At 73.2% G+C, this 26,269-nt stretch carries 21 protein-coding genes; 12 read left to right on the top strand and 9 right to left on the bottom strand.

What is annotated here, in order from left to right; genetic code table 11:
• Positions 1-14: 14 nt before the first annotated feature.
• The 5 genes from OIE67_RS23970 to OIE67_RS23950 form a co-directional block, all read right to left on the bottom strand.
• Positions 15-1,304: an AAA family ATPase gene (locus OIE67_RS23970; RefSeq protein ID WP_245955755.1), complete on the bottom strand. Its 1,290-nt coding sequence runs from the start codon at positions 1,302-1,304 to the stop codon at positions 15-17.
• Entirely contained in the window at positions 1,301-2,737 is a 1,437-nt protein-coding gene (locus OIE67_RS23965) for a hypothetical protein (protein WP_326643954.1), read from the bottom strand. The genes OIE67_RS23970 and OIE67_RS23965 overlap by 4 nt, the downstream gene beginning before the upstream one ends.
• Positions 2,725-3,855, bottom strand: coding sequence for a hypothetical protein (locus OIE67_RS23960; protein WP_326643953.1), 1,131 nt, complete (start codon positions 3,853-3,855; stop codon positions 2,725-2,727). Before OIE67_RS23960 ends, OIE67_RS23965 begins: the two co-directional genes overlap by 13 nt.
• A complete protein-coding gene (locus tag OIE67_RS23955; RefSeq protein ID WP_326643952.1) occupies positions 3,852-4,634 on the bottom strand; it encodes a hypothetical protein in 783 nt (260 codons plus the stop codon). Before OIE67_RS23955 ends, OIE67_RS23960 begins: the two co-directional genes overlap by 4 nt.
• 67 nt (positions 4,635-4,701) lie before the next feature.
• Positions 4,702-5,160, bottom strand: coding sequence for an ATP-binding protein (locus OIE67_RS23950; RefSeq protein ID WP_326643951.1), 459 nt, complete (start codon positions 5,158-5,160; stop codon positions 4,702-4,704).
• A gap of 180 nt (positions 5,161-5,340) precedes the next feature.
• On the opposite strand from OIE67_RS23950, the gene OIE67_RS23945 reads away from it, so the two are divergent.
• Both OIE67_RS23945 and OIE67_RS23940 read left to right on the top strand, forming a co-directional pair.
• Entirely contained in the window at positions 5,341-7,149 is a 1,809-nt protein-coding gene (locus tag OIE67_RS23945) for a glycoside hydrolase family 15 protein (RefSeq protein ID WP_326643948.1), read from the top strand.
• 72 nt (positions 7,150-7,221) lie between these two features.
• Positions 7,222-9,276, top strand: a complete 2,055-nt coding sequence (locus tag OIE67_RS23940; RefSeq protein WP_326643947.1) for a SpoIIE family protein phosphatase — start codon at positions 7,222-7,224, stop codon at positions 9,274-9,276.
• 60 nt (positions 9,277-9,336) lie between these two features.
• Here the strand turns inward: OIE67_RS23940 and OIE67_RS23935 are convergent, their stop codons facing one another.
• The 3 genes from OIE67_RS23935 to OIE67_RS23925 are packed head-to-tail and all read right to left on the bottom strand — an operon-like array spanning position 9,337 to position 13,374.
• Complete coding sequence (locus OIE67_RS23935) at positions 9,337-10,116, bottom strand: alpha/beta fold hydrolase (RefSeq protein WP_326643946.1); 780 nt, start codon at positions 10,114-10,116, stop codon at positions 9,337-9,339.
• A gap of 34 nt (positions 10,117-10,150) precedes the next feature.
• Positions 10,151-12,082, bottom strand: a complete 1,932-nt coding sequence (locus OIE67_RS23930; RefSeq protein WP_326643944.1) for a cellulase family glycosylhydrolase — start codon at positions 12,080-12,082, stop codon at positions 10,151-10,153.
• Positions 12,083-12,105: 23 nt separating this feature from the next.
• Entirely contained in the window at positions 12,106-13,374 is a 1,269-nt protein-coding gene (locus OIE67_RS23925) for an ROK family transcriptional regulator (protein ID WP_326643942.1), read from the bottom strand.
• 200 nt (positions 13,375-13,574) lie between these two features.
• On the opposite strand from OIE67_RS23925, the gene OIE67_RS23920 reads away from it, so the two are divergent.
• From OIE67_RS23920 to OIE67_RS23875, 10 genes are all read left to right on the top strand, one after another.
• Positions 13,575-14,888: an ABC transporter substrate-binding protein gene (locus OIE67_RS23920; protein WP_326643940.1), complete on the top strand. Its 1,314-nt coding sequence runs from the start codon at positions 13,575-13,577 to the stop codon at positions 14,886-14,888.
• Positions 14,885-15,799: a carbohydrate ABC transporter permease gene (locus OIE67_RS23915; RefSeq protein WP_326643938.1), complete on the top strand. Its 915-nt coding sequence runs from the start codon at positions 14,885-14,887 to the stop codon at positions 15,797-15,799. Before OIE67_RS23920 ends, OIE67_RS23915 begins: the two co-directional genes overlap by 4 nt.
• On the top strand, positions 15,796-16,647 hold the full coding sequence (locus tag OIE67_RS23910) for a carbohydrate ABC transporter permease (protein ID WP_326643936.1): 852 nt from the start codon (positions 15,796-15,798) through the stop codon (positions 16,645-16,647). Before OIE67_RS23915 ends, OIE67_RS23910 begins: the two co-directional genes overlap by 4 nt.
• 174 nt (positions 16,648-16,821) lie before the next feature.
• Positions 16,822-17,970, top strand: coding sequence for an inositol-3-phosphate synthase (locus OIE67_RS23905; RefSeq protein ID WP_326643935.1), 1,149 nt, complete (start codon positions 16,822-16,824; stop codon positions 17,968-17,970).
• 265 nt (positions 17,971-18,235) lie between these two features.
• A complete protein-coding gene (locus OIE67_RS23900) occupies positions 18,236-19,360 on the top strand; it encodes an SCO3242 family prenyltransferase (protein WP_326643933.1) in 1,125 nt (374 codons plus the stop codon).
• On the top strand, positions 19,357-20,211 hold the full coding sequence (locus tag OIE67_RS23895; RefSeq protein ID WP_326643931.1) for a sugar phosphate isomerase/epimerase family protein: 855 nt from the start codon (positions 19,357-19,359) through the stop codon (positions 20,209-20,211). The genes OIE67_RS23900 and OIE67_RS23895 overlap by 4 nt, the downstream gene beginning before the upstream one ends.
• Positions 20,208-20,837 (top strand): EboA domain-containing protein, encoded by a 630-nt coding sequence (locus OIE67_RS23890; RefSeq protein WP_326643929.1) that lies wholly within the window; start codon positions 20,208-20,210, stop codon positions 20,835-20,837. The genes OIE67_RS23895 and OIE67_RS23890 overlap by 4 nt, the downstream gene beginning before the upstream one ends.
• A complete protein-coding gene (locus OIE67_RS23885) occupies positions 20,837-21,703 on the top strand; it encodes a TatD family hydrolase (protein WP_326643928.1) in 867 nt (288 codons plus the stop codon). Before OIE67_RS23890 ends, OIE67_RS23885 begins: the two co-directional genes overlap by 1 nt.
• On the top strand, positions 21,703-22,830 hold the full coding sequence (gene eboE, locus OIE67_RS23880) for a metabolite traffic protein EboE (protein ID WP_326643926.1): 1,128 nt from the start codon (positions 21,703-21,705) through the stop codon (positions 22,828-22,830). The genes OIE67_RS23885 and eboE overlap by 1 nt, the downstream gene beginning before the upstream one ends.
• Positions 22,827-24,206 (top strand): alkaline phosphatase family protein, encoded by a 1,380-nt coding sequence (locus OIE67_RS23875; protein WP_326643924.1) that lies wholly within the window; start codon positions 22,827-22,829, stop codon positions 24,204-24,206. The genes eboE and OIE67_RS23875 overlap by 4 nt, the downstream gene beginning before the upstream one ends.
• Here OIE67_RS23875 and OIE67_RS23870 read toward each other — a convergent pair.
• On the bottom strand, positions 24,201-26,246 hold the full coding sequence (locus OIE67_RS23870) for a serine/threonine protein kinase (RefSeq protein WP_326643922.1): 2,046 nt from the start codon (positions 26,244-26,246) through the stop codon (positions 24,201-24,203). The genes OIE67_RS23875 and OIE67_RS23870 overlap by 6 nt on opposite strands.
• Positions 26,247-26,269: the final 23 nt, after the last annotated feature.

Here is a 26,269-nt window from a genome sequence, read left to right as displayed (position 1 = left end):
CCGGGCCCGGGAGATCAGACCCGGTGCCGGGACAGGTGGTCCAGCACCGACTGGTTGGCCTCCCACCCGTCGGGGAACTTCACCGGCACCCCGAGCTGCACCGGCTCCGCCGACGGATGCGCGTCCAGCAGTTCGGCGATGCCCGCCCTGGCCACCACCACGCACGCGTGCCGGTGCCGTGAGGCCAGCACGCACAGCCGCCCGGACTCCAGGTGGAAGGCGGTGGCGTCCCTGCGCCCCGACAGCGGGTGCAGCACGATCGTGACGTCGTACTCGCGGCCCTGCAGCCGGTTCGCGGTGTCCACGGTGATCTCGGCCGGCAGGCCCGCGGCGCGGATCGCGGCCACCTGGTCGCGGTGGGCGGCGCCGACGGCGATCCGGTCCGCCGTCACCGGCCGCTCGCCCTGCTCCGAGCCCGACACCGCGCCCCGCTGCAGCAGCCGCTCGGCCAGCAGCGCCACCGCCCGCACGGCCTCGCCGTCGGTGCGCACGGTGTGCCGGTTCGGCAACTCCAGCAGCGCCCAGCCCGACCTGGCCGCCTCCTCCAGCGCCCGGTCGTGCACGGTGCCCATGCCGCCGGTCGACAGCTCCAGCCACCGGTCCCCGTGCTCGGTCCCGGACCTGAACCCGGTGAACGGGTAGAACGCCCGCGACACCACGGGCGCCGCCGACGCCGGCAGCCGCCACGAGACCGGCAGCCGGTGCACGGGCAGATCGGGATTGTGCCGCAGCAGCACCGAGACGGCGCTCTGCAGCGGGTCCCACGACAGCCCCGACCACCGGTCGCCGTCCACGATCGAGAACGGGTCGAGCTGCCCCGGGTCGCCGACGAACAGCGCCCGCTCGAACAGCCCCGCGATGCGCAACAGCTTGTCCGAGCGCATCTGGTACGCCTCGTCCACGATCGCCCACGGCCACACCCGGTCGCCGATCCAGGCCCACTTGTCCGCCGTGGCGATGACGATGTCAGGGTCGCCCAGGTCCTGGATCCGGGTGCCGACGCGGACGCCGGGCAGCTCCAGCAGGCGCAGCGGCGGGACGTAGCCGCCGGCCGACAGCCGGCCCACGGTCAGGTGCGGATGCTTGTCGCTGATCCTGGACACCAGGTCGTCGACCTGCTCGTTGGTCTGGGCCACGATCATCAGCGGCTCGCCGGTGGCCGCGATGTGGGCGGCGGCGCGCACCACGAGGGTGGACTTGCCCGCCCCGGGCGGGGAGTCGACCACCACGCCGCGGTGCCGGGGCAGGTCGGCGAGCACGTTCCTGATGACCTGCTCGGGGCCGATCGTCGGCTCGGCGGTCACGACCACTCCTCCTGGGCGTCCTCGTCGTCGGGCACGTACTCCTGCGGCGGGCCTCCGTGGGTCCACGGCGTGGCCTCGGCGTCGGGCAGGGCGGGCGAGCCCTGGAAGTCGTCGGTCAGCGAGGTGTAGCAGACCCGCTCGCCGACCTCGGGGACCGCGCCGGGCGCGGGCGTCTTCCCCCGGCCCATCCCCTTGGTGATCTTGATGGTGACCAGGCCCTGGCCCGCGTCCACCAGCTCGGCGCCCTGGCCGCGGCGCTGCGGGGTGCCGAGCGAGGTGCCGGGCGGCAGGCGTACCGGATCGTCAGTCTTGATCACCACGAGCGGGCGCAGCTTGCGCGAGCGGCCCTCGCCCTCGGTGTTGTCGGGCACCGTCTCGGCCACCTCGCCGGCGAACGCCTCGCCGGTCAGCCGGTATTCGGCCATGACCATGGGATCGTCATAGGCGCGCTGCACGTCGTAGGCGGCCTGGGCGCGCTCCATCCGGGCCAGCTTCGCGGCGGCGGTGATCGCGCCGTCGCGGCGGGGCTGCGGCGGCGCCCCCTCGGCGATGTGCACGGCCATGGCGCTGAACGAGCCGCGGTCGTGCTCCCACCGCTGTGCCACGCTCGGCCCCTCCGGCAGGGCGGTGAGCAGGTCGATCGCCTGCCACATCAGCCGCCAGGTGGGCTCCAGCTGGGTGCGCAGCGCCTCGGTGATGCGCTCGGGCTTCTCGCTCTCGATGGCGGGGGCGAGCACCTCGGCGTCGAAGCCGGGGTCGGTCGCGGGCCCGGCGGGCGGCCAGACGAGCGGGTCCTCGGCCTCGTCGCTCGGCCCGGTCGTGATCCAGGCGGTCAGCGCGGCCAGGTTGGCGTCCTCCAGCCCGCTCTGCCCGCTGGCCCAGTGACGGCCCAGCTCCTCGGTGGCGGCCGTCATCAGCGACGAGCCCGGATAGGCGGCCCGCTCCCCGAAGTACGTCAGCCACCGCCCGAGCAGCGGCACCACGTCCGGCACCGGATAGGGCCCGTCGGGGCGGCGGAAGCGGGTCGAGCGCCCGAGCAGCCGGGTGAAGGCGACACCGGCCAGGTTGGGGACGATCAGCTGCGGCGCGTCGAGCGCCCGCTCGTAGGGGTCGGCGTTCCTGCGCTCCACCGTCTCGGTGTCGTTGAGAAAGCTCTCCACGTACGGCAGCAGCACGCCGGCCAGCTCGGCCGCCCAGGCGAAGCGCAGGTCACGGTTGCGCGGCTGGGTCACCACGAGCAGCCGCGGCGAATCGCGGTCGGTGCCGAGCATGGCCGCCAGCGGCGCGGCGGCCTCTCCCGACAGCTTGAGCGGGATGAACACCATCGGCCGCTCCGACAGGTGGCAGTGCCGGACGGTCGCGACGGGCTGGGCGATGCCCTCGTCGAGGGCGCGCAGCCGGGCGAGCGAGGTCAGCAGGCTCAAGTCAGGCACTCCCGGCGCAGGCGTTCGGCGTTGCGGAGCAGCCGGGCGATCTCCTCCTGGCCCTCGGCGGGGTCGCGGGTGCCGTCGGCCAGGCCCAGCGCCTCGGCCACCGAGGCGACACCGCCGAGCTCGTCGCGCACCTGCCGGCCGAGCAGGTCGGAGGCGCCCTCCTGGCGGGCCTCGTCGCGGCAGAAGAAGCACAGGTCGCAGGCGGACAGGCAGTCGGGCGCGTAGCGGGCGGTGGTCCTGCGCAGCGCGTCGGCCAGCTCGGCCACCGGCCTGGTGGGCCGGCCGTCCTCGCCGGGCAGCAGGTCGAAGCTGAGGCCGTCGGGCAGCGCTTCGAGCAGCCGGTCGAGGGTGGTCATCCGGGTGAGCTGGCGGCGCAGCACGGCGAGCTGCTTGCGGACGTCGACCAGGGTCGCGGCCGGCCGGTTGGCGAAGTTCTCCGGGCAGACCAGCACCACGTCGTGGGAGACCTTCAGCGGGTCGTGGCCCAGCTCCTCCAGCAGAGTGCGCAGCGCCAGCACGTACACCGCCGCCTGCCGCGCGGCCGCGGCCACCGCCGCCGGGTCGGCCTGCCCGTCGATCACCGCGAACGACTTGATCTCCACGATGTGGAAGCGCCCGCCGAGCTGGAAGGCCACCACGTCCGGCTCCAGGTAGGCGGTGTGTCCGGCGATCTCCAGGCTGAGCAGGGGATGGTCGTAGAGCGTGCCCGCGTCGTGGCCCTCGGCGGCCGCCCGGTCGATCAGCGACCTGGTGTGGGCGTGGCGCAGGTGGGCGCCGACGTTCTCCACGTCGTGGTAGGCCACCTCGGCGACGGGCAGATCCAGCAGCTCGCGCAGCATGCGCAGCAGCTCCGCGCACCCGTCGGCCTTCACCAGCGCCTCGAACACGTTGCCGCGCGTGATCGCGAACGGCGACTGCCCGAACGGCGCGGGGAAGCCGAGATGCCGGGCCGCGGCGTCCTTGTCGATGCCGGCCCCGTCCATCAGGGCCCGGCGGGTGCAGCCGGGGTTCGCCGCCAGGGCCGCGATCGCGCGGGCGTCATGCGGCTGCTGCGGCGTGGTGCCCCGCAGGGCCTCCAGCCGGTGCACGGGGTCGCCTTCGCGCTTCAAGCCGCTCACTTGGCCTTCTCCTTCTTGATCGTGCTCAGCGTAGCGGCGCCGAACAGGCGAGTGACGTCATCCAGCTGCGCGGCGGCGCGTTCCGCCAGCTCGGCGCGGTCCCGCGTGTCGCGATCCGCGTGCACGCGCAGCTCCGCGCGGGCCGCCTCGATCACCCGTACGGGGTCCGGCGGGCCCAGCACGGACTCGCCGGCGCCGGGGATGTTCCTGGCCATCCGCACCAATAACCGCTCGGCCCGTTCACCGTCGGCGGGCGGCTCCATCGACTGCCCGGCCACCGCGATGGCCGCGGTCAGGAAGTCCACCCGGGGGCTCAGCGGGCCGACCACCCGCCGCTCCAGCGGCCAGGCGCTGAGCGCGAGCAGGCCGCGGGCGGGGGTGAGGCGGTCGGTGAGCGCGGCGCACAGGTAATAGGGGCGGCCGAAGGGCGAGGACCTGAACGAGCGCTCCTCGTCCCTGCGCAGGCTGGTGAGCTGGCCGCTGCGGATCGTGCCGCCGAAGAACGCCTCGCTGACGGCCACGACCAGCCGGGGCTGGGCGGAGGCCCCGAGCAGGCGCAGCCCCTGGTGCACCTGCTCGCGCACGGTGACCAGGCCGGGCGGACGCTCCTTGGTCTTCGGCGGTTCGCCGGTGACCAGGGCGTCCCAGGCGCGCTCGGCGCTGCGCAGCTCGGCGCGCAGGGCCCGGGCGCCGGCGCCGTCCCTGGCCCGCATCGCCGTGCGCACGGCGGCCCGCAGCTCGTCGATCCGCCGTTCGAGATCGTCCAGCCGGTCACTCATGGCGCGAGCGTACCAACAGTCCCAGTATTTTCCAGTAATTCAGGGACATCTGACGCCATGATGAGATCTACAGCGTAAAGGCGAGCTCACTGCGCGGGCGAACGAAAGGGCCGGGCTCGTTCCGGCGCGGCGCGGGCGCGCGGTGGCGCACGAACAGGGTCAGCAGCGAGCCCCGCTCGGTCTGCCGCAGCGTGACCTCGTCACACAGGTGCTGGATCACCCACAGCCCGTACCCCCGGGCCGCGGTGGGATCGACGGTGGCGCAGGCCAAATGGTCGGGGGTGAGCCCGCCCGCGAGGTCGAGGACCTCCACCATGATCAGGTCGCCGGCCTGCCGCGCGGTCACGGTGCCGGCCCCGCCGCCGTGGTCGAGCACGTTGGTGACCGCCTCGTTGACGGCCAGCACAAGGTCCTCCAGCCGGTGCCCGGGCAGCCCGCAGTGGCGTGCGTGCATGCCGACCAGGTCCCGGATCAGGGCCAGGTCGGCCGTGATGGGACACCGAAGTTCGAACTCGTCAATCATCATCGCCTCGCCCGACGGGGGCCGGGAGGTTCCGCGGGGCCCTTCCGAGCTTTCCCCGCTGGAGATCGTCAAACAGGGTGATTGGTTCCGGTGGCGGACGATGGGTGAGACGAGCCGGGAAGATTGCGGGCTCTTGACGGCCGACGGGTGCTCTGCAGGCGGCTTTCTGCGTACTTTGGGGATATGCGGGGAGACACCAGATACCTGCCGATCGGTGAGCACGGCCTGATCGGTGACCTGCGGACCGTCGCCCTCGTGGGCACCGACGGCACCATCGACTGGTACTGCTGCCCGCGGTTCGACGCCCCCAGCGTCTTCGCCTCGATCCTGGACGCCGGCCGGGGCGGCTCGTTCGAGCTGTGCGCCGACGTCCCCGCGACGACCAAGCAGTTCTACTTCCCCGACACCAACGTGCTGATCACCCGCTTCTTCGCCGAGGACGGCGTGGGCGAGATCCAGGACTTCATGCCGCTCACGGACGACGGCCGCGAGGCCGACCGGCACCGGGTGATCCGCCGGGTCACCTGCGTGCGCGGCACGCTCCCGTTCCGCGCCAGGGTGGCGCCGCGCTTCGACTACGCCAGGCAGCCCCACACGGTCCGCACGGAAGGCGGCCGCACGCTGTTCGAGTCGGAGGCCCTGTCCCTCGCGCTGTCGGCGAGCGTGCCCGTCGAGAACGACGGCAGGGACGCCTGGAGCGCCTTCGAGCTGAAGGAGGGTGAGCAGGCCGTGCTCGCCCTCGACCGGATCGACGACCGGATCGCCCCGGCCGACTGCCCGATCGAGGAGGCGGAGCGGGAGTTCGAGGACACCGTGCGGTATTGGCGCCGCTGGCTGTCCGCCTCCCGCTACCGGGGCAGGTGGCGGGAGGTCGTGCACCGCTCCGCCCTGACGCTGAAGCTGCTCACCTTCGCCCCGACGGGCGGGATCGTCGCCGCCCCCACGACCAGCCTGCCCGAGCAGCTCGGCGGCGGCCGCAACTGGGACTACCGGTACGTGTGGGTGCGCGACGCCGCGTTCTGCGTCTACGCCCTGCTCAGGCTCGGCTTCACCGAGGAGGCCGAGGCGTTCATGGGCTTCCTGTCCAAGCACGTCGCCCGCGACGGCGGGAGCGCCGCCGGCCCCATGCAGATCATGTACGGCATCGACGGCCGCGCCGACCTGCCGGAGGAGGAGCTCACCCACCTGGAGGGGCACAGGGGATCGGCTCCCGTGCGGATCGGCAACGCCGCCGCCGGACAGCTCCAGCTCGACATCTACGGGGCGCTCATCGACTCCATCTACCTCTACAACAAGTGGGGCGACCCGATCTCCAGCGAACGCTGGGACGAGGTGTGCACGCTGGTCGACTGGGTCGCCGACAACTGGGACCAGCCCGACGAGGGCATCTGGGAGACCCGCGGCGGGCGCAAGAACTTCGTCTACTCGCGGCTGATGTGCTGGGTGGCGATCGAGCGCGCCATGCGCATGGCCGGCCAGCGCGGCCTGCCCGCCGACATCCCCCGCTGGCGGCGAGCGCGCGACACGATCTACCGCGACATCATGCGGCGCGGCTGGTCGGAGCAGCTGAACGCGTTCGTCCAGCACTACGACGAGGACGTGCTGGACGCCTCGATCCTGATGATGCCGCTGGCCAAGTTCGTCTCGCCGACCGATCCCCGCTGGCTGTCCACCCTCGACGCGCTGGGCGACGGGCTGGTCTCCGACTCGCTGGTCTACCGCTACGACCCCGAGGTCAGTCCCGACGGCCTGGAGGGGCCCGAGGGCACGTTCTCGATCTGCTCGTTCTGGTACGTCGAGGCGCTGGCCCGCGCAGGCCGCGTCGACGAGGCCCGCCTGGCCTTCGAGAAGATGCTCACCTACGCCAACCACCTGGGCCTGTACGCCGAGGAGATCGGGCACACCGGCGAGCAACTGGGCAACTTCCCGCAGGCCATCACGCACCTCGCGCTCATCAGCGCCGCGTTCAACCTGGACCAGGCACTGGGCTGAAGATGTGCATATAGCACCACAAGCCTTGGTCAAGGGAGAATCATCCCAGGTCAGGGTCAATATCCTGGGCTGATGAGACCGTTCGAGCCCAGGTTGAACGACGGCATGACGGCGGCCGAGCCGATCCCGGCGTTTGTCGTGGTCAACACGGCGGGCACGGTCATCGGATGGACCGCGGACACCGAACGGCTGACCGGCTACACCGCCGACGAGGTGCTCGGCCGCCCGGGCACGCGCCTCCTCCCGCCGCCCGACCGGAGCGGCTGGCTCAGACGGCTGAAGGAGGAGGAGCGGCTGTCCGGTCTGAGCGAGATCCTGTGCCGCGACGGGCACTCCGTCCTGGTCCGCGCCGAGGGCGCCAAGATGCTGACCGCGCTGGCGGGCGACGCCTGGCTCGTGTCGCTGGTCCCGGCGATCGGTGATCTGTTCGGCGGCGCGGGTTCGCTGCTGGAGCGGCTGCTCACCCACTTCCCCGTGGCCATGGCCTTCTGGGATCGCGATCTGCGCTGCGTGTGGCGCAACGCGGCGGCCGAGAGCCTGGAGCCGGCCTTCCCGCACTACCGGATCGGCGCCTCGCTGCACGACCCCATCGCCGGGTACGACACCACGACCATACGGGAGACGATGCGCGGCGTGCTGGAGACCGGCAAGCCCGCGGTCGACCGCGAGGCACGGGCGTTCCCGGCCGACGGACGGGGGGAGCTCACCCTGTCCATCTCGCTGTTCCGGCTGGACGGCGTGGAAGGGCAGCCGCTCGGCATCTGCTCGCTGGCGCTCGACATCAGCAGGAGCCAGGCCCGCGACCGCCTGACGCTGCTGCGTGAGGCCGGCATCAGGATCGGCAGCACGCTCGACGTGAAACGGACCGCGCAGGAGCTGGCGGACCTGGCGGTGCCGATCCTGGCCGACTACGTCACGGTCGATCTGGGCGAAGAGGTCATGCCCGGCTCCGAGCCCCTGCAACGGCTGACCGCCACGTCGTCGAGCATCCCCGTCTTCCGCCGGGCGGGGGTGGCCTCGGTCCACGACGACGCCCCCGAATCGCTCTGGCCGCGCGGGCACGCGGTCTTCGTCCCGCCGTCGTCACCCTTCACCAAGGTGCTCGACAGCGGGGAGAGCCATTTCGAGCCCGTGATGAACACCCGCCCCGGCAGTTGGCTCGACGAGGATCCGGACCGGGCGCGGATGATCCACCACACCGGCATGCACTCGCTGATCATCGTGCCGCTGAAGGCCCGCGGCGAGCTCCTGGGCGTCGCCGTGTTCGTCCGGCACGAGAACGCGCAGCCGTTCACCACCGACGACCTGCTTCTGGCCGAGGAGCTGGTCGCCCGCGCCGCGCTGAGCCTGGACAACGCCCGCCGGTACACCCGCGAGCGCAACGCCGCCCTGGCCCTGCAGCGCAACCTGCTGCCACGCAACCTGGACGGCGGCGGCACGCTGGAGGTGGCCTCCCACTACCTGCCCTCCGACCTGCACGAAGGCGTCGGCGGCGACTGGTTCGACGCGATCAGGCTGGACGACTCCCGGCTGGCCCTGGTCGTCGGCGACGTGACCGGCCACGGCATCGACGCCGCGGCGACGATGGGCCGCCTGCGCACCGCCGTGCGCACCCTGGCCTATCTGGGCCTGCGGCCGCACGAGCTGCTCGCCCGCCTCGACGACCTGGTCGCGCGCCTGTCCGACGAGGAGGCCGCCGACGGCGAGCCCCGTGACGCCACGGGCGCCACCTGCCTGTACGCGGTCTACGACCCCGCCACCCGGCGCTGCACCATGGCCACGGCCGGGCATCCGCCGCCGGCCGTGATGGCGCCGTCGGGGGAGGTGCACTTCCCGAACCTGCCCAGCGGCACCCCGATCGGCCTGGGCATGGGCTCCTTCGAATCGCTCGAACTGGAGCTGCCCCCCGGCACCGTGCTCGCCCTCTACACCGACGGCCTGATCGAGACCCGGCAGGCCGACCTGGACGCGGGCATGGACCGGCTGGGCACCGCCCTGGCCGGGGCCGCGCTGCCGCTGAACGACCTGTGCGCCCACGTGATCGACACCATCGTGGGCGACACCCCGGCCGAGGACGACATCGCCCTGCTCATGGCCCGGGTGCCGCACAAGGACCCGCCGTCCTGAACCCGCCTGAGCCCGCCGTCGTGGGCCCGCCGTCCTGGGCCCGCGCGGGCCGCGGTGCCGTCAGCCGAGGGGCCGCAGCTCCTCCGGCAGGGGATCGCCGGTCACCCGCGCCCTGATCATGGCCGTGAACAGCTCCGGCTTCTCGCCGCTCCACCCGTGGCCCACGCCCGGCACCAGGCGGGCCTCGCCGTGCGGGAACGCGGCGGCGATCTCGGCCAGTGAGCCCCTGGTCAGCTCGTGCTCCTCGCCGCCCGCCACGGCCAGGACCGGGCACGGGGACGTCCCGGCCGCGCCGGGCAGCCGGAACCCCACCGCCTCGTCGCTGACCCGGCGGAACGACTGCCGGGTGGTGGCCCGCGCGGCCGCCTCGTAGCCGGCGACGTCCTCCTCGGGGACCCTGAGCGCGCGGGCGTTGGCCCGCAGCACCGGCCCCCACTTCATCACCGGCGCGATGAGCGCGCCCATGAGCCGCAACCGGCCGGGGTTCGGGAACGGCAGCACGTTGATGCCGCTCACGATCGCGCCGCCGACGGCCTCGGGCGAGGTCGCGGCGAGGTGCGCGGCCACGTACCCGCCCATGGACAGCCCCACGACGTGCGCCGCGCCCCCGGGCGCCCGCCCGGCGATCACCTCGGCGACCAGGCGGGCGGTGTCGGCGAACGAGACCCACTCGCGGGTGTTGCTGCGCCCGTGCCCGGGCAGGTCGGGCACCAGGACGCGCAGGTCCGCGGAGAGGGCGGCCACCTGCTTCTCCCACATCCAGCCGCTGGTGCCCGCGGCGTGCAGCAGCACCACCGCGGGCGCCCCTGCCGGTCCTGCCTCATGGACAAAGATCGTCATACCGGCCATGCTGGCACATCCGCCGCCCCGGTGATCACGCGAGTTCGAGCACGCTCACGCCGTACGGGGGCAGCTCCACCACGCTCACCGGAGAGCCGTCCGCGTTCCTGAGGCTTCCGCCGCGGACGACGGGCGCCGCCTTGATCTCCGCGTCCGACTGGCTGACGCACCACACGAAGACGCGGCCGTCCTCGTGCCGCATCAGGGCGGCGCTCACGAGGGGCGTGTCGAACGAGACCGCCGGCTCCACGCCCGCCTGCGTGGCCAGCGCGCGGTACAGGCGCCAGGTGTCCTCCGGGTTGGCGTGCGGCGTGATCGCCGCCATGTACTCCAGCGGGTAGGTGGCCAGCACCGTCCAGCCGTCGCCCACCGCGTGCCGCAGCAGCGCCGGCCGTCCTTCCGCGTCACGGGCCAGCACCTGCGCCCCGTCGGGCTCGACCGGCAGGTACGAGCGCGAGTTCGCCGTCCCCGCCACCGGGAAGACCAGCTCGTCCCCGGCCTTGAGATCGCCCAGATCCGCGGTCATGGTCAACGTCAGCCGATCGCCGTGGATCGGCTCGACCAGGCCGTACCTGGACCGCTTGCGCACCCCGAACATGCCGTCCAGGTCCGGCCACCAGGAGCCGCGCTGGTTGGTGTGCTCGCCGGCGAAGTAGGAGGCGTACACGGTGGCGCCCGCGCGGGCCCGCTCCAGCAGCGCGCGCCAGCCGGGCGCGGTGAGCTGCTTGGCCGACGGCAGCAGATACAGCTTGCAGTCGCCGGGCACGCCGTCCCGCTCCCTGGCCACGCCGACCGTCAGGTCCGCCTCGCGGGCCGCCACGTACGCCTGCCGGCACACGTCGAAGACGATCGTCGCGTCGCCCGGCTGGGTGAACGGGTAACGGCTCTCCAGGTAGGAGGAGACGACCAGCGCCGCCTCGGCGTCCGGGCGGGAGCAGCGCGCCAGGTCCACGCGGTCGAGCACGCGGGCGAAGTCGCGCACCTCGCGGGCCTGGGCCTTGGGCCGCCCGGCCGCGTCCACCAGCCCGAAGTGCATCTCGAACGGGTGGTGGCTGTACGGCTCCTGCCGCCACAGGTCGTCGTAGTCGGTGTTGTTCCAGGCCAGCCAGCCGGTCGCGCCGGCCAGCAGGGTGTTGTGCAGGACCTGGCGGTAGTAGTGGGCGGCGTGCTCCTCACTGGCGTAGTCGCTGGTGAGGCCGAACTCCTCCATGATCACCGGCTTGCCGCCGAGGTCGAGCAGCTCGCAGACGAAGGCCGCGCCCAGGTGCTGGCGCACCGGGTCGGTCTCCATCCGGTAGACGTGCGGGCCGAGGAAGTCGACCAGCCCGGCCAGCTCCCGTACGCGGAAGCCGTTGTCGGCGCCGGTGACCTCCACGCCCCAGGCGCCGTCGCCGACGGAGACCGGCTGGGTGCCGCCGCCGGCCCTGACGGCGTCGATGAGGATCTGGGCCCAGCTCGTCACCTGCTCGTGGTCGAGGGTGCCGATGCCGCGTGAGCGCCAGTCGCCGTAGATGGGGATCTCGTTGGTCAGCAGCCAGGCGGCGACGGCGGGGTGGTCCTTGAAGCGGGCCGTCAGCTCGCGGACGTACCAGGCCTGGCGGGCCACGAACCACACGTCGCCGAACAGGTCGCGGCCCTGCCGCCAGGCGGGGTCCCAGTTCTGGCCGGACATGTGGCCGACGATGAACGTCGGGATCGTGCGCATGCCGAGCTCCTGATGCCGGTCGAGGAAGTCGGCGTAGCGGGACACCAGCTCCTCGTCCAGCGCGTCCGGGGCGGGCATGAAGTCGGGCCAGTAGAAGAAGCTCCTGGTGACGGTCATGCCGTGCTCGCGCATGATTGCCAGCTCCGCCGAGACGATCTCCGGCTCGTACGAGCGCCACATGAGCGGCCCGCCCGCCCGCGACCAGAAGTTGACCCCCACCCAGATGCCGGCGTCCGAGAGCTTGGCCGATTGCCGTTTCACGCGCGTCCGTCCTCCTGATCGTTCTAGTCGCTGCCGGTGACGAAACTCTGGATGGCGACGACCGCGCCGCCGCGGGCCCACTCGCGGAAGTCGTCGGCCTCGACGACCACGTCGACCGAGCCGGGCACGCCGCGCCGGTCGGCGGTCAGGGCCCGGCCGAGGTCGTCCGCGGCCAGGCGGGCCAGCTCCACGCCCTCGCCCGCGAGGACGACGGTCTTGACCATGGAGACGGTGGCGACGTGGGCGATGAGCCGGCCCAGGGCGCCCGCCGCCTCGCGGACGACGCTGCGGCAGACCCGGTCGCCGGCCGCGGCCAGCCGCAGGACCTCGTCGTACGTGACCGCACGGCGCAGCCCCTGCCCGGCGGTGGCCTCGACGGACCAGCTCGACAGGTACGCCGCCGCGCAGCCGCGGTGACCTTCCGGGCACATGGGGCCGCTGGCGTCGAGCACCAGGTGGCCGAACATGCCGAGATCCGCCTCGGTGGCGGCGACCAGGTGGTCGTGCACGATGAGCGCGTACCCGATGCCGGCGCCGATCGTGATCAGCGCGAAGTCGCGCAGGCCGCGTCCCGGCCCGAACCAGTGGTGCTGGTGGGCCAGGGCCGCCACGTCGTTCTTGACCACGCACGGCACGCCCAGCGCCCGCTCCATGAGCGGCGCCAGCTCCACCTGCGACCAGCCCAGGAAGGGGGCGTCGACCAGGGGCTCGCCGCCGACCTGCGCGGAGGCGCGGGCGTTGCCGCCGACCGTGACCCCGGCGCCGACGGTCGCCCCCGCGCGCCCCCCGTCAGACCGCCCGTCCGGCTGCCCGTCCGGCTGCCCGTCCGGCTGCCCGTCTGACTGTCCGCCTGGCTGTCCGTTCGGCCGCCCGTCTTTTCGCCCGTCCGGCCGCTCGGCCGGTCGCTCGCCCGACAGGTCGTCGAGCAGGCGCTTGGCCTGCCGGCACACGGCCTCCGGGTCGTGGTCGGCGATCGGCTCGTCGCGGGCGGCGATGACCTCCGCGCGCAGGTCGGTGACGACGGCGTGCACCCGGTCGGACGTCAGCTTGATCCCGAAAAAGCGGTGCTCGGCGGCGGCCACGTCGAGGGGACGGGTGGGCCGGCCGTTCACCGGGTCGTGCACCACCTCGCCCTCGACGAGCAGCCCGGCGTCCACCATCGGCTTGGTCAGCCGGGTCAGGCTGCCGGTCGACAGGTGCAGGGTCTTGGCCAGCGCGGTCCTGGACTGCGGACCGTGAATGATCAGCTCCTTGACGATGGAGCGCGCGGCGTCGGGTAGGGCGTCCCACATGCCGCCCCATCTTCGGGGCCTGACCGCCATCAACGCCAGCCTCCCTCGCTTTGGCTTTGCGGCAAAGCTAACATGTCGGCCGAGTGAAGACGCCCTCACATAACCGTTCTGAAATATCTGCACAAGTAGTGACACGGAGCTCATCTGTTCCCTAGGTTGGCTTTTCTGCAAAGCCGACTCTCGGGAGAAGGAGACGCGGGATGCGTATCAGAGGGGCCTCCGGCTCGATCGCGGCGCTCGGCATGGCGGCTCTCCTGGCCGCCTGCTCGTCGGGCGCCGGCGACTCGGCCGCCACCACGCCGGCCGCCGAGTCGGGGCCGGTCACGCTGCAGTTCTGGTGCTGGGGCTCGGGGCAGAAGGACAAGGTCGCGGCGTTCAACAAGGCGCACCCGGACATCCAGGTCCAGCACACCGACGTCGGCGGCGGCACCGACACGGCGGCCAAGCTGCTCACCGCCGGCCGCGCGGGCAACGGCCCCGACGCCGCCTGCCTGGAGTACGAGTCGCTGCCCGCCATGATCGTGGCCGGCGCGCTGGCCGACATCTCCGCCCACACCGGCCCGATCAAGGACGCGTTCAGCCCCGACGTGTGGACCCTCACCAGCTTCGACGGCGCCGTCTACGGCGTGCCGCAGGACCTCGGCCCGATGGTCTTCGTCTACAACAGGAAGCGCTTCGACGAGCTGAAGATCGAGGTCCCCGTCACCTGGCAGGACTTCGCCGACGTGGCCGCCCAGGTGCGTAAGAAGGACCCCGAGGCCTACCTGGCCACGTTCGCCCCCGCCGAGTTCGGCAACTTCGCCGGCCTCGCCCAGCAGGCCGGCGCGTCCTGGTGGAAGGTCCAGGACACCACGTGGAGCGTGGGCATCGCCGACGCGCCCTCCCTGGAGGTGGCCGGCTTCTGGCAGGGGCTCATCGACAAGGACCTGATCAAGGCCCAGCCGCTGCTCACCCCCGAGTGGAACAACAAGCTGAACAAGGGCAAGATCCTCAGCTGGCCGAGCGCCCTGTGGGCCCCCGGCGTGCTGTACGGCATCGCCGAGAAGCAGGCCGGCGACTGGGCCATCGCGCCGCTGCCGCAGTGGACCGCCGGCGACGCCCGCGTCGCCTTCCAGGGCGGCAGCGCCCTCGCCGTCACCAAGAACTCCCAGCACGTCCAGGCCGCCGCCACGTTCGCCGCCTGGATGAACACCGACAAGACGGCCAACGACCTCCAGATCGCCGCCGGCGAGTACCCGGCCTCGCTGGCCGGCCAGCAGGCCACCAGCACCAGCGAGCCGCCCAAGCTGGTCGGCGGGCAGAAGGACTACTGGCAGGTCGCCGCCAAGGCGGCCCAGAACACCATTCCGCACATCAGCTGGGGCCCGAACGTCGGCACCGCCTCCAGCGCCTACCAGGACGCCGTGGCCGCCGCCGTCCGCGACAGGACCCCGCTGGCCGACGCACTGAAGAAGACCCAGCAGGTCGTGGTCGACGACATGAAGGCCACGGGCTTCCAGGTCGCCGGCTCATGACCGCCCCCGCCGGCGCCCGCCGCGGGTCGCGGGCGCCGTACCTGTTCGTCGCGCCCGCGGTGGTGCTGTTCGTGGCCTTCCTTGCCGTGCCGATCGGCTACGCCGTCTACCTCAGCGTCCGCGGCCTGCGGCTGACCGGCGCCGGCATCTTCGGCACCCGCCAGGAGGTCTTCGTCGGGCTGGACAACTACGCCAGGACGCTGACCGACCCCGAGTTCTGGGCCGGTTTCTGGCGGCTCGCCCTCTACGGGCTGATCAGCGTGCCGCTGACGCTCGGGCTGGCGCTGCTGTTCGCGCTGCTGCTCGACTACGCGGGCTCGCGCGGCCGCCGGTTCTCGCGTACGGCGATCTTCCTGCCGTACGCGATCCCCGGCGTGACCGCCTCGCTCCTGTGGGGCTTCATGTACCTGCCCTCGACCAGCCCCTTCAGCTTCCTCACCCGGGAGCTGGGGCTGGGCGAGATCCCGTTCCTCGGCGCGGGCGGCATCTACCCGTCGCTGGCCAACGTCGCGATCTGGGGCGGCGTCGGCTTCAACATGATCATCATCTACACGTCGCTGCGCGGCATCCCCGCCGAGCTGTCCGACGCCGCCCGCATCGACGGCGCCTCAGAGTGGCGGATCGCCTGGCACGTCAAGATCCCCCTGGTCGCGCCCGCGCTCGTGCTCACCGGCCTGTTCGCGCTCATCGGCACGCTGCAGGTGTACGGCGAGCCGACCACGCTCAAACCGATGACCACCGAGATCTCCCAGACCTGGGTGCCCCTGATGCTGATCTACCGCAACGCCTTCCTCCGCGACGACCTGCCGCTGGCCTCGGCCGCCTCCGTCGTCCTGGCCGCCGGCACCCTCGCCGTCTCCGTCGTGCTGCTCAAGCTCACCCAGCGGCGGGCGTTCGGGGGCATGCGATGAAGGAGCAGCTCCTGCCGCACCAGCGGGCCAAGATCCTGCCCACCGTCGTCCTGCTCGTCGGCGCGCTCTACTGCCTGGTGCCGGTCGCCTGGGTGATCGTGGCCTCGACCAAGTCCAGCGCCGAGCTCTTCTCCACCTTCACCTTCGCCCCCGGCACGGGCCTGCTGGACAACCTGCGTGACCTGTTCGCCTACGGCGACGGCCAGTTCGTGCGCTGGGCGGCCAACAGCGCCCTGTACGCCGTCGCCGGCTCCGCCGCCTCCACCCTCATCTCGACGCTGGCCGGCTACGGCATGGCCAAGTACGAGTTCAGAGGCCGCGGCGTGCTGTTCTACGCGATCCTGGCCGGCGTGCTCGTGCCCGGCATGACGCTGGCCATCCCGCAGTACCTGATCATGTCGGAGCTGAACCTGGTCGGCGGCTACTGGTCGGTCCTGCTGCCCAGCCTCATCTCGCCGTTCGGCATCTACCTGGCCCGCGTGTACGCGCTGTCCTCGGTGCCGGACGCCACCCTGGAGGCGGCCAGGATCGACGGGGCGAGCGAATATCGCATCCTCGGCTCCATCGGGCTGCCCATGATGGTCCCCGGCATGGTGACGATCTTCATGCTGCACTTCGTGGGCACGTGGAACAACTTCCTGCTGCCGTACATCATGCTGTCGGACCAGTCCAAGTTCCCGATCACCGTGGGCCTCTACACGCTGCTGTCCCAGGGATCGTCGGAGCCCGCCCTCTACGGCATCGCCATCGTGGGCGCCGCCGTGTCGGTCATCCCGCTCATCGCGTTGCTGCTGTTCCTGCAGCGCTTCTGGCGGCTGGACCTGCTCAGTGGCGGCCTGAAGGGCTGACCGGCGCGCGGCACCGGACACGAACAAGATTCGTGTCCTCCTTGAACGATGGCCGTTTCGGGCGGATCCTGGTCACTAGTCCGATCATTCCTTCGTCTCCGTACCTACCTACGACCGCCACGGGAGCAGCGCCCGCGGGGGCGGCCAGCACCGCCCGCGCGCGAAGGAGACTGTATGAGAACGGGAGCATGGCTGATCGGAGCCCGAGGCTCGGTCGCCGTCACGAGCATGATCGGGGCGCTGGCCGTCCGGGCGGGCCTGACCGGGCCCACCGGCTGCGTCCTGGAGTCACCCGCCCTGCGCGGCCGCGTCCGGCCCGGCATCGGCGACCTCGTCTTCGGAGGCCACGACGTCACCTCCGTCCCCCTGGAGAAGAAGGCCGCCCAGCTCGCCGAGGCCGGGGTGGTGCCGGCCGCCCTGGCCCGGGCCGTCCAGGGCGATCTGGCCGTCATCGAACGGGACCTGCGGCCGGTGCCCGCCGCCCCGACCCAGGCGGCGACCGCCGCCGCCATCACCGCCGACCTGGACCGCTTCCGCCGCGACCACGGCCTGGACCGCGTCGTCGTCGTCAACGTCTCGTCCACCGAACCCGTCCCGCCCCCGCATCCCGCCCACGCCACCCTCACCGCGCTGCGGGCCGCCCTCGACGGTCCCGGCCCGGTGCTGCCACCCAGCGCCCTCACGGCCTTCGCCGCCTTCGAATCCGGCTGCCCGTACGTCGACTTCACCCCCTCGACCGGCGCCCGCCTCCCAGCCCTCGCCGAACTGGCCCTCCAACGGGGGCTGCCGTACGCCGGGAACGACGGCAAGACGGGTGAGACGCTGGTCAAGTCGGTGCTCGCGCCGATGTTCGCCCAGCGCAACCTCAGGGTGCGCACCTGGTCCGGCGTCAACCTGCTCGGCGGGGGCGACGGCGCCAACCTGGCCGAGCCAGGCGCCAACGCGGCCAAGGCCGCCAGCAAGCAGCGGGTGCTGGCCGAGACCCTCGGATACGCGCCGCAGGGCGACACCCGCATCGACTACCTGGAGGACCTCGGCGACTTCAAGACCGCCTGGGACCTCGTCACGTTCGAGGGCTTCCTCGGGACGGCGATGCGCATGGAGTTCACCTGGCACGGCTGCGATTCGGCGCTGGCCGCACCCCTCATCCTCGACCTGACCCGCCTGACCGCCGCCGCCGCTCACGCCGGCCGCTCGGGACCCCTCACCGACCTGGCCTTCTTCTTCAAGGACCCCCTGGGCGAAACCTCCCACGGCCTGGCCGAACAGTGGCGCGCCCTCTGCGACCTGATCGACACCCTCGCCCCCCAGGCAGAGGAGTGACCCGCCCACGGCTCGCCGATCCCCGGCCGCATGACGCCGGCGGGACTGTGACGCCGGCGGGATCCGGCCAGATCCGGCTACAGCCGGGTCATGGCGACGGCGACCTGCGGCATCGGCCAGGTGTGGTGACGGTGGCGTGCGGCGACGGCCGGGTGTGGCGTTGGCGGGGGCCGGGTTGGCCAGAGGTCGGCCGGGGGTTGGCGGGTGTGTCCGTGACGGGAGTACGAGCCGGGGGATGACCGGCCGGCGGTGAAGGAGGGTGACCATGGCGGGGCTGCGGGACCTGCTGGAACTCGTTCGGGCGCCGGCCGCGCTGTCGGTTCCCGGCGACGTGCTCGCCGGCGCCGCCGCCGGGCGGTCGCTCGGTGGCCGGACGGCCGGGCTGGCCTGCTCCTCGGTCTGTCTGTACTGGGCCGGCATGGCCGCCAACGACTGGGCCGACCGCCACCTCGACGCCGTCGAACGGCCGGAACGCCCCATCCCCTCGGGGCGGGTCGCGCCGGGCACGGCTCTGGGGGTGGCCGCCGGGCTCACCGTCGCGGGGCTAGTCCTGGCGGGTCTCACCGGGGGCCGCCGGGCCCTGGCCGTGGCCGTACCTCTGGCGGGCGCCGTCTGGGCGTACGACCTCGCCGCCAAGAACACCCGTGCGGGACCGGCCGCGATGGCGCTCTGCCGGGGCCTGGACGTGCTGCTGGGCGCCGCCCCCGGCCGCGTGCCCGCCGCCGCGCTGCCCGCCGCACTCTCCGTCGCCGCCCACACGTACCTGCTCACCGCCCTGTCCCGTGGCGAGACCGCCGGCACCACCCGCCGCACCCCCGCCACCACCCTGACCGCCACCCTCGCCCTGACCGCCACCGTCGCGGGCCGCCCGACGAATTCCGCCGTCGCCGGCCACCCCACGCCCGTGGCGGTCGGGGGCCGCGCGGCGAACTCCGTCGTCGGCCGGCTTACGAGCACTGCGGGTGCCAGTCACCCCGCACCCGCGGGCGGCGCGGATGACGCCGCAACCGCCGCCCTCCCGCACGCTTCAGAGGCCGCCGTGCCCTGTGGCCCTGAGCCCGTCATTCCGTACGGGCCCGGACCCGCCGGGATGCCCGGCCCCGCCTCGAACGCCGACCTCGTCCGAAGGGCCCTGGGCGAGTCCTTTCCCGCCGTCGTCCGGGCCGGGCTGGCGCTCTGGTACGCGGGGCAGTTCGGGTCGGCGCAGACCCGTGCCGTCGCCGAGCCCACGGCCGCCCGCGTCAGGGACGCCGTCACGGCCGGGATCGTCGGCCTGCCCGCCCTCCAGGGCGCGCTGGCCGCACAGGCCGGCGCGCCGCGCCTCGGTCTCGCCATCGCCGCGGCGGTTCCCGTGGCCCGCCGCCTGGCCAGAAAGCTGTCCCCGACATGATCCGATTCGGTTACGGCACCAACGGCTTCGCCAACCACCGCCTCACCGACGCCCTCGACGTCATCGCCGGCCTCGGCTACACCGGGGTGGCCCTCACCCTCGACCACCACCACCTCGACCCCTACGCCCCCGGCCTGGCCGGCCGGGTGGCCGCGGTCGCCGACCGCCTGCGCACGCTCGGGCTGGCCGTCGTCATCGAGACCGGCGCCCGCTACCTGCTCGACCCCCGCCGCAAGCACGCCCCGACGCTGCTCGACGACGACCACGACAGGCGGGTGGACTTCCTGTGCCGCGCCGCCCGCATCGGCGCCGACCTGGGGGCGGAGGCGGTGTCGTTCTGGTCGGGGGTACGCCCGCCGCACGTGCCGCCGCACCGGGCCTGGGACCGGCTCGTACGCGGCTGCGCCCGGCTGCTGGAGTCCGCGCACGGCGTGCCGCTGGGGTTCGAGCCCGAGCCCGGGATGCTGGTCGACACGATCGGCGGCTGGCACGCGCTGCGCCGGGCGCTCGGCGAGCCGGACGGGTTCGGGCTCACCCTGGACATCGGCCACTGCCGCTGCAACGAGCCGGACCCGGTGCCCGCCTGCGTCGAGGCCGTCGCGCCGTACCTGGTGAACGTGCAGATCGACGACATGCGCAGGGGGACGCACGAGCACCTGGAGTTCGGCGAGGGCGAGATCGGCTTTCCGCCGGTCCTGGGCGCGCTGGCCGGCTGCGGCTACCGCGGCCTGGTCGCCGTCGAGCTCCCACGCCACTCCCACGCGGCCCCCGCCGTGGCCGCCCGCTCCCTGTCCTTCCTCCGCCAAGCCGAAGCAGCGTCCCTGCCCGCGCCCGAAGGAGCCCGCTCATGAAGCAGCCCGTACAGGCGTCCGAAAAATCCATCGAGCGGTTGCGGGACGCGTTCCAGGGCGCGCCGCAGGAAGCCTGGCTGGACGGTGCGGTCGAGGCCGTCGCCGGCCGGCCCGGCAGCATCGCGCGTTCGTTCGCCGCCGCAGGACGGCGGGCCGGGCGGGCGCCGCTGGCCGGCGTGCCCGGGTGGAGCGCCGACGAGGCCGCCCGCGCGCTGCTGCTGGCCGCGCTCCCGCACGACCGTCTCACCCCCGAGACGCTCGACCTCTACCGGTACGGCGACGCCGACGAGAAGCGGGCCGTGCTCAAGGCGCTGCCCCTGCTGCCGATCGGCACGGCCGCCGTCCCCCTCCTGCTGGACGCCCTGCGCACGAACGACGCCCGCCTGCTCGCCGCCGCCCTCGGCCCCTACGCCCGCCACCTCGATCAGGCGGCCTGGCGGCAGGCGGTGCTCAAGTGCGTGTTCACCGGCGTCCCGCTGAACGCCGTGGACCGGCTGGACGAGCGGGCCGACGCGGAGCTGGCCGCGATGCTGGCCGCCTTCGCCGAGGAACGCGAGGCCGCCGGCCGCCCCATGCCCCAGGACGCCGAGGCCCTGCTCCGCCGGCTCACCAGCGAGGAGACCTGATGCGCATCTTCGACCCGCACATCCACATGACGTCGCGCACCACCGACGACTACGCGCGCATGGCCGCCGCCGGGGTGCTGGCCGTGGTGGAGCCGTCCTTCTGGCTCGGCCAGCCCAGGACGAACCCGGGCTCGTTCACCGACTACTTCGACTCGCTCCTCGGCTGGGAGCCGTACCGGGCGGCGCAGTTCGGCGTCGTGCACCACGCCACGATCGCGCTCAACCCGAAGGAGGCCGGCGACCCGCGCTGCGTCCCCGTGCTGGACCTGCTGCCCCGCTACCTGGACAAGGACCGCGTGGTCGCGGTCGGCGAGATCGGCTACGACTCCATGACCCCCGAGGAGGACGACGCCTTCGAACGCCAGCTCGCCCTGGCCGTCGAGCACGACCTGCCGGCGCTCGTGCACACCCCGCACCGCGACAAGGCCCGCGGCACCCGGCGCACGCTGGAGCTGGTGGCCGCCTCCGGCATCGACCCAGGACGGGTGGCGGTCGACCACCTCAACGAGGTCACCGTCGGGCTCGTCAGCGGCACCGGCTGCTGGATGGGCTTCTCGATCTACCCCGAGACGAAGATGTCGCCGCCGCGCATGGTGGAGATCCTGCGCCGGCACGGCACCGAACGCGTGCTGGTCAACTCGGCCGCCGACTGGGGCTTCTCCGACCCGCTGCTGACGCTGGAGACCGCGAACGCGATGCTGGCGGCCGGGTTCGACGAGGACGACGTGGACCGGGTGATGTGGCGCAACCCCGTCGAGTTCTACGCCCAGTCGGGCCGGCTCGACCTGACCGGGCTCACCGCCGCCGAGCCGTCGTTCGCCGAGCCCACGTTCGCGGGCAGCTCGATCAAGCGCGGCGGCGAGTGATGCGCCTGCGCCACCCCTCGGGAACGCCACTGCACCTCGGCTACTGCACCAACGTGCACCCCGCCGAGGACTTCGACGGCATCATCGCCCAGCTGGACGCCTACGCCGTCCCGATCAGGGCCGCGCTCGGCTCCGGCGTGCTGGGCCTCGGCCTGTGGCTGGCCGCGCCGGTCGCCGCCGAGCTGGCCGCGGACCCGGCGCGGCTACGGAAGCTCCGCCGCGAGCTCGACGTCCGCGGCATGGAGGTCGTGACGCTGAACGGCTTCCCGTACCGCTCCTTCCACGACCCCGTCGTCAAGCACGCCGTCTACCACCCCGACTGGACCACCCCCGACCGGCTCGCCTACACCCTCGACCTGGCCCGCGTGCTGGCCGGCCTGCTGCCCGGCGACGCCGCCCGCGGCTCGGTCTCCACCCTGCCGCTCGCCTGGCGCGAGCCGTGGAACACCGCCATGGCGGACGCGGCCGCCCGCCACCTGGACGACCTGGCCGCCGGCCTGGCCGCGATCGAGTCCGCCACCGGCAGGACCGTACGGGTCGGCTTCGAGCCCGAGCCCGGCTGCGTCGTCGAGACCACCGCCCAGGCCGTCACCCACCTGGCGGGCGCCGACACGGAACGGCTCGGCCTCTGCCTCGACCTGGCTCACCTGGCCTGCGCCTGGGAGCAGCCGTCCGCCGCGCTCAAGGCGCTGCGCGCGGCCGGCCTGCCCATCGTCAAGGTGCAGCTCTCCGCCGCCCTGGAGAGCCCCGACCCGGCGGCCCTGCGCGAGTACGCCGAGCCGCGCTTCCTGCACCAGACCCGCACCCCGGCCGGGGACGCGGCCGACGACCTCGACGAGGCCCTGGACCGCGGCCTGCCCGCGCCGTGGCGGGTCCACTACCACGTGCCGCTGCACGCCGACCCCGCCCCGCCGCTGACCACCACCATCCCCGTGCTGCGCGAGGCGCTCGGCGAGCTGGCCGGCGGGCCCGAGCCGCTGTGCGACCACTACGACGTCGAGACCTACACCTGGAGCGTGCTGCCGCCCGCGCTGCGCCCGGCGACCGCCGCCGGCCTCGCCGCCGGCATCGCCGCCGAACTGGACTTCGCCCGTACCGAGCTGCGCGAGCTGGGAGTGACCGGATGACGAAGCTGCTGGTCCTGGACGTGGTCGGGCTCACCCCGCGGCTGCTGGCCCACATGCCCCGCCTGCGCGCCCTCGCCGCCGGAGGTTTTCAGGCGGAGCTCGGCACCGTCCTGCCCGCCGTCACCTGCTCGGTCCAGTCCACGTTCCTCACCGGGCTGCCCCCGTCCGGCCACGGGATCGTCGGCAACGGCTGGTACTTCCGCGACCTCGGCGAGGTGCTGCTCTGGCGTCAGCACAACGCCCTGGTCGGCGGCGAGAAGCTGTGGCAGGCCGCCGGGCCCGGGTACACGGTCGCCAACGTGTGCTGGTGGTACGCCATGGGCGCCGACGTCGGCTGGACCGTCACCCCGAGGCCCATCTACCGCGCCGACGGCCGCAAGGACCCCGACTGCTACACCGACCCGCCCGAGCTGCACGACGAGCTCACCGCGGAGCTCGGCACGTTCCCGCTGTTCAGCTACTGGGGGCCGGGCGCCGGGCTGCCCTCCTCGCGGTGGATCGCCGACGCCGCCCGGCACATCATGACCACCCGCGACCCCGACCTCACCCTCGCCTACCTGCCGCACCTCGACTACGATCTGCAGCGCTACGGCCCCGGCGACCCGCGCTGCGCCGCCGCGGCCGCCGAGCTGGACGGCGTGCTGGCGCCGCTGCTGGACGCCGCGGGGGAGCGGACCGTGGTGGTGCTGTCGGAGTACGGCATCACCGACGTCTCCCGTCCCGTCGACGTCAACCGCGCCCTGCGCGCCGAGGGCCTGCTGCGCGTGCACACCCAGGACGGCATGGAGTACCTCGACCCGTGGACGTCGCGGGCGTTCGCCGTCGCCGACCACCAGATCGCGCACGTCTACGTCCGCGACCCCGCCGACGTGCCCGCCGTCGCCAAGCTGTGCGGCTCGATCGGCGGCGTCGCCACCGTGCTCGACGCCGGCGGCAAGGCCGCGCACGACCTGGACCATCCGCGCTCCGGCGAGCTGGTCCTGCTCGCCGAGCGGGACGCCTGGTTCACCTACTACTACTGGCTGGACGACGCCCGCGCGCCCGACTTCGCCCGCCTGGTCGAGATCCACCGCAAACCCGGCTACGACCCCGCCGAGCTGTTCTTCGACCCGGCCGCCCCGGCGGCGGCCAAACGCCGCGCGGGCGTCGCATTGCTGCGCAAGAAGCTCGGCCTGCGCTACCTGATGAACGTCGTCGGTCTCGACGCCGGCGCCGCGGCCGTGCGCGGCTCCCACGGGCTGCTGCCCGCAGACGCCGCCGACGCGCCCGTCCTGCTCTGCTCCGATCCGGCCGAGGCGCGGGAACGGTACGAGGCCACGCAGGTCAAGGACCTGCTGCTGCGGCTGGGCGGCCGGGCGGCTGAACGGGCGTCATGAGCCGGTGGGCCTGACGGTGAACAGCGGGGTGACGTCGAGCTTCTCCGGCACCTGGAGCAGCGTACGGACCAGCTTGCCGTCGAAGTCCACCACCCGCACCTCGTCGAACGAGGCGTTGTCGTCCTGCTCCCAGCAGAACAGATGCGACTCGTCGTACCAGCCGAGCACCTTGTCGCAGTCGGAGGTGAACGCGCGCACCTGCGCGCCGGTACGGGTGTCCCACAGGCAGTGGTCGCCGCCGTCGCTCTCGGGACAGTCGGTGACGAACCTGGCGCCGGAAGGGGAGAACAGGTCCGTGGTGCCCGAGGCGGGCGTGCCGACCTCCGGCAGGTCGCGCACGCGCCTGCCGGAGGGGTCGAAGAGGCGCAGCCCGTCGTCGTCGCCGTACTCGATGACCACGCCCGTGCCGGTGGCGTCCCAGCCGAAGTCGGAGGCGCGGATCGACTCGTCGGCCACCTCGACCACGTCCGCCTTCGCCTTCGCCACGTCCACCACGACGAAACCGAGGGAGATCCACTCGTCCTCGCCGTCGTCGCCCTCGACCTTCTTGTCGATGTTGAGCAGCAGCCGGGAGCTGTCCGCCGACCAGGAGCGGATGGTGCTGATCAGTGGCTTGCGCACGGTCATGACCCGGAAGCTCGACCCCATCGTCCTGTCGTTGAACAGCACCGAGTCGTAACCCCGCGAGGTGTAGTCCTTCTGCCGCCCCGCCAGATAGCGGCCGTCGGGGGAGACCAGCGACTCCCAGTTGTCCGCGTACCTCTCGAAGGAGGCGCCGCGCAGCGACCGCCTGGCGTAGTCGACGTCGTCGTCGGCCTTCTTGTCGAAGACCTCGTACGCGGTCAGCGCGATCGGGTCCGACGGGTGCTCGTACAAAGTGATCGCGCCACCCGGCAGCGTGGTCTTCACCGGCGTCCCGGCCGCCGGCGACCGGGTGACCTGCGGCGTCGCCGCAACCGGGCGGGGGGCCGCGACCTGCTTCGCGCCCTGGCCCGCCCACGGCGGCGCGACCGCGGCCCACACCCCCAGCGCCACCAGGACCGCCGTGACGCCCGCGGCGACCGGCCACGCCCGCGACCTCCACCACCCCCGCTCGGAGCCGCCCGCCGCCGGCTCCCCGCGCTCCGGGCCGGGGTCGCCTCCACCGGCAGGCCCCGGGCTGCCCGGCTGCTGTTCGGGGCCGCCGGACGGCGCGGCCAGCATCGCGCCCGACGCGAGCAGGCCGGAGTCGGCCACCGGACGCCCCAGCAGCCCCTTGATCACCTGCTCGGCCGTCGGCCGCTCGGCCGGGTTCTTCGACAGGCAGCGCAGCACCACCTCGCGCAGCGGCCCCGACAGCCGCCCCAGGTCGGGCGGGGCGGACAGCACCTGGCTGATCACCTGCTCCATGGCGTGGTTGCCGAAGGGCCCCCGCCCGCAGGAGGCGTAGACCATCGTGCCGGCCCACGAGAACATGTCCGCCGCCGGCCCGGTCACGTCACCGGCGATCTGCTCGGGCGACATGTACGCCGGCGTGCCCATGGGCGTGGCGCTGATCGTCGAGGTGGCGGCGACCGCGCGGGCGATGCCGAAGTCGATCACGCGCGGCCCGTCAGGGCCGAGGATGACGTTGGCCGGCTTGAAGTCGCGGTGCACGATGCCGGCCCGGTGGATCGCCGCCAGGGCGGTCGCGGTGCCGATGGCCAGCCGGTCGAGCGCCGCGCCCGAGCGCGGCCCCTCCCGCAGCACCATCTGCTGCAGCGAGGGACCCGCGACGTACTCGCTCACGATGTACGGCCGCCCCTGCTCGACCCCCGTGTCCAGCACGGCCGCGGTGCAGAACGGCGCCACCCGCCTGGCCACCTCCGCCTCCCGCAGGAACCGCGCCACGCTGACCGAGTCGTCCGACTGCTCGCCGCGCAGCCACTTGACCGCCACGCGCGTGTCACCCGCCACGGCCAGGTACACCACACCCTGCCCGCCCTCGCCGAGCCGGCCGAGGAGCTCCCGGCCTCCCAGACGTGGCGGGTCACCGGTGACGAGCGGAGAGTGAGGGGTCATGGGGACGATTCTGGCGTCGGGAA

Source organism: Nonomuraea fuscirosea (assembly GCF_035917475.1).
GTDB classification, from domain to species: domain Bacteria; phylum Actinomycetota; class Actinomycetes; order Streptosporangiales; family Streptosporangiaceae; genus Nonomuraea; species Nonomuraea fuscirosea.
This window is presented reverse-complemented; position numbering and strand designations above follow the sequence as displayed.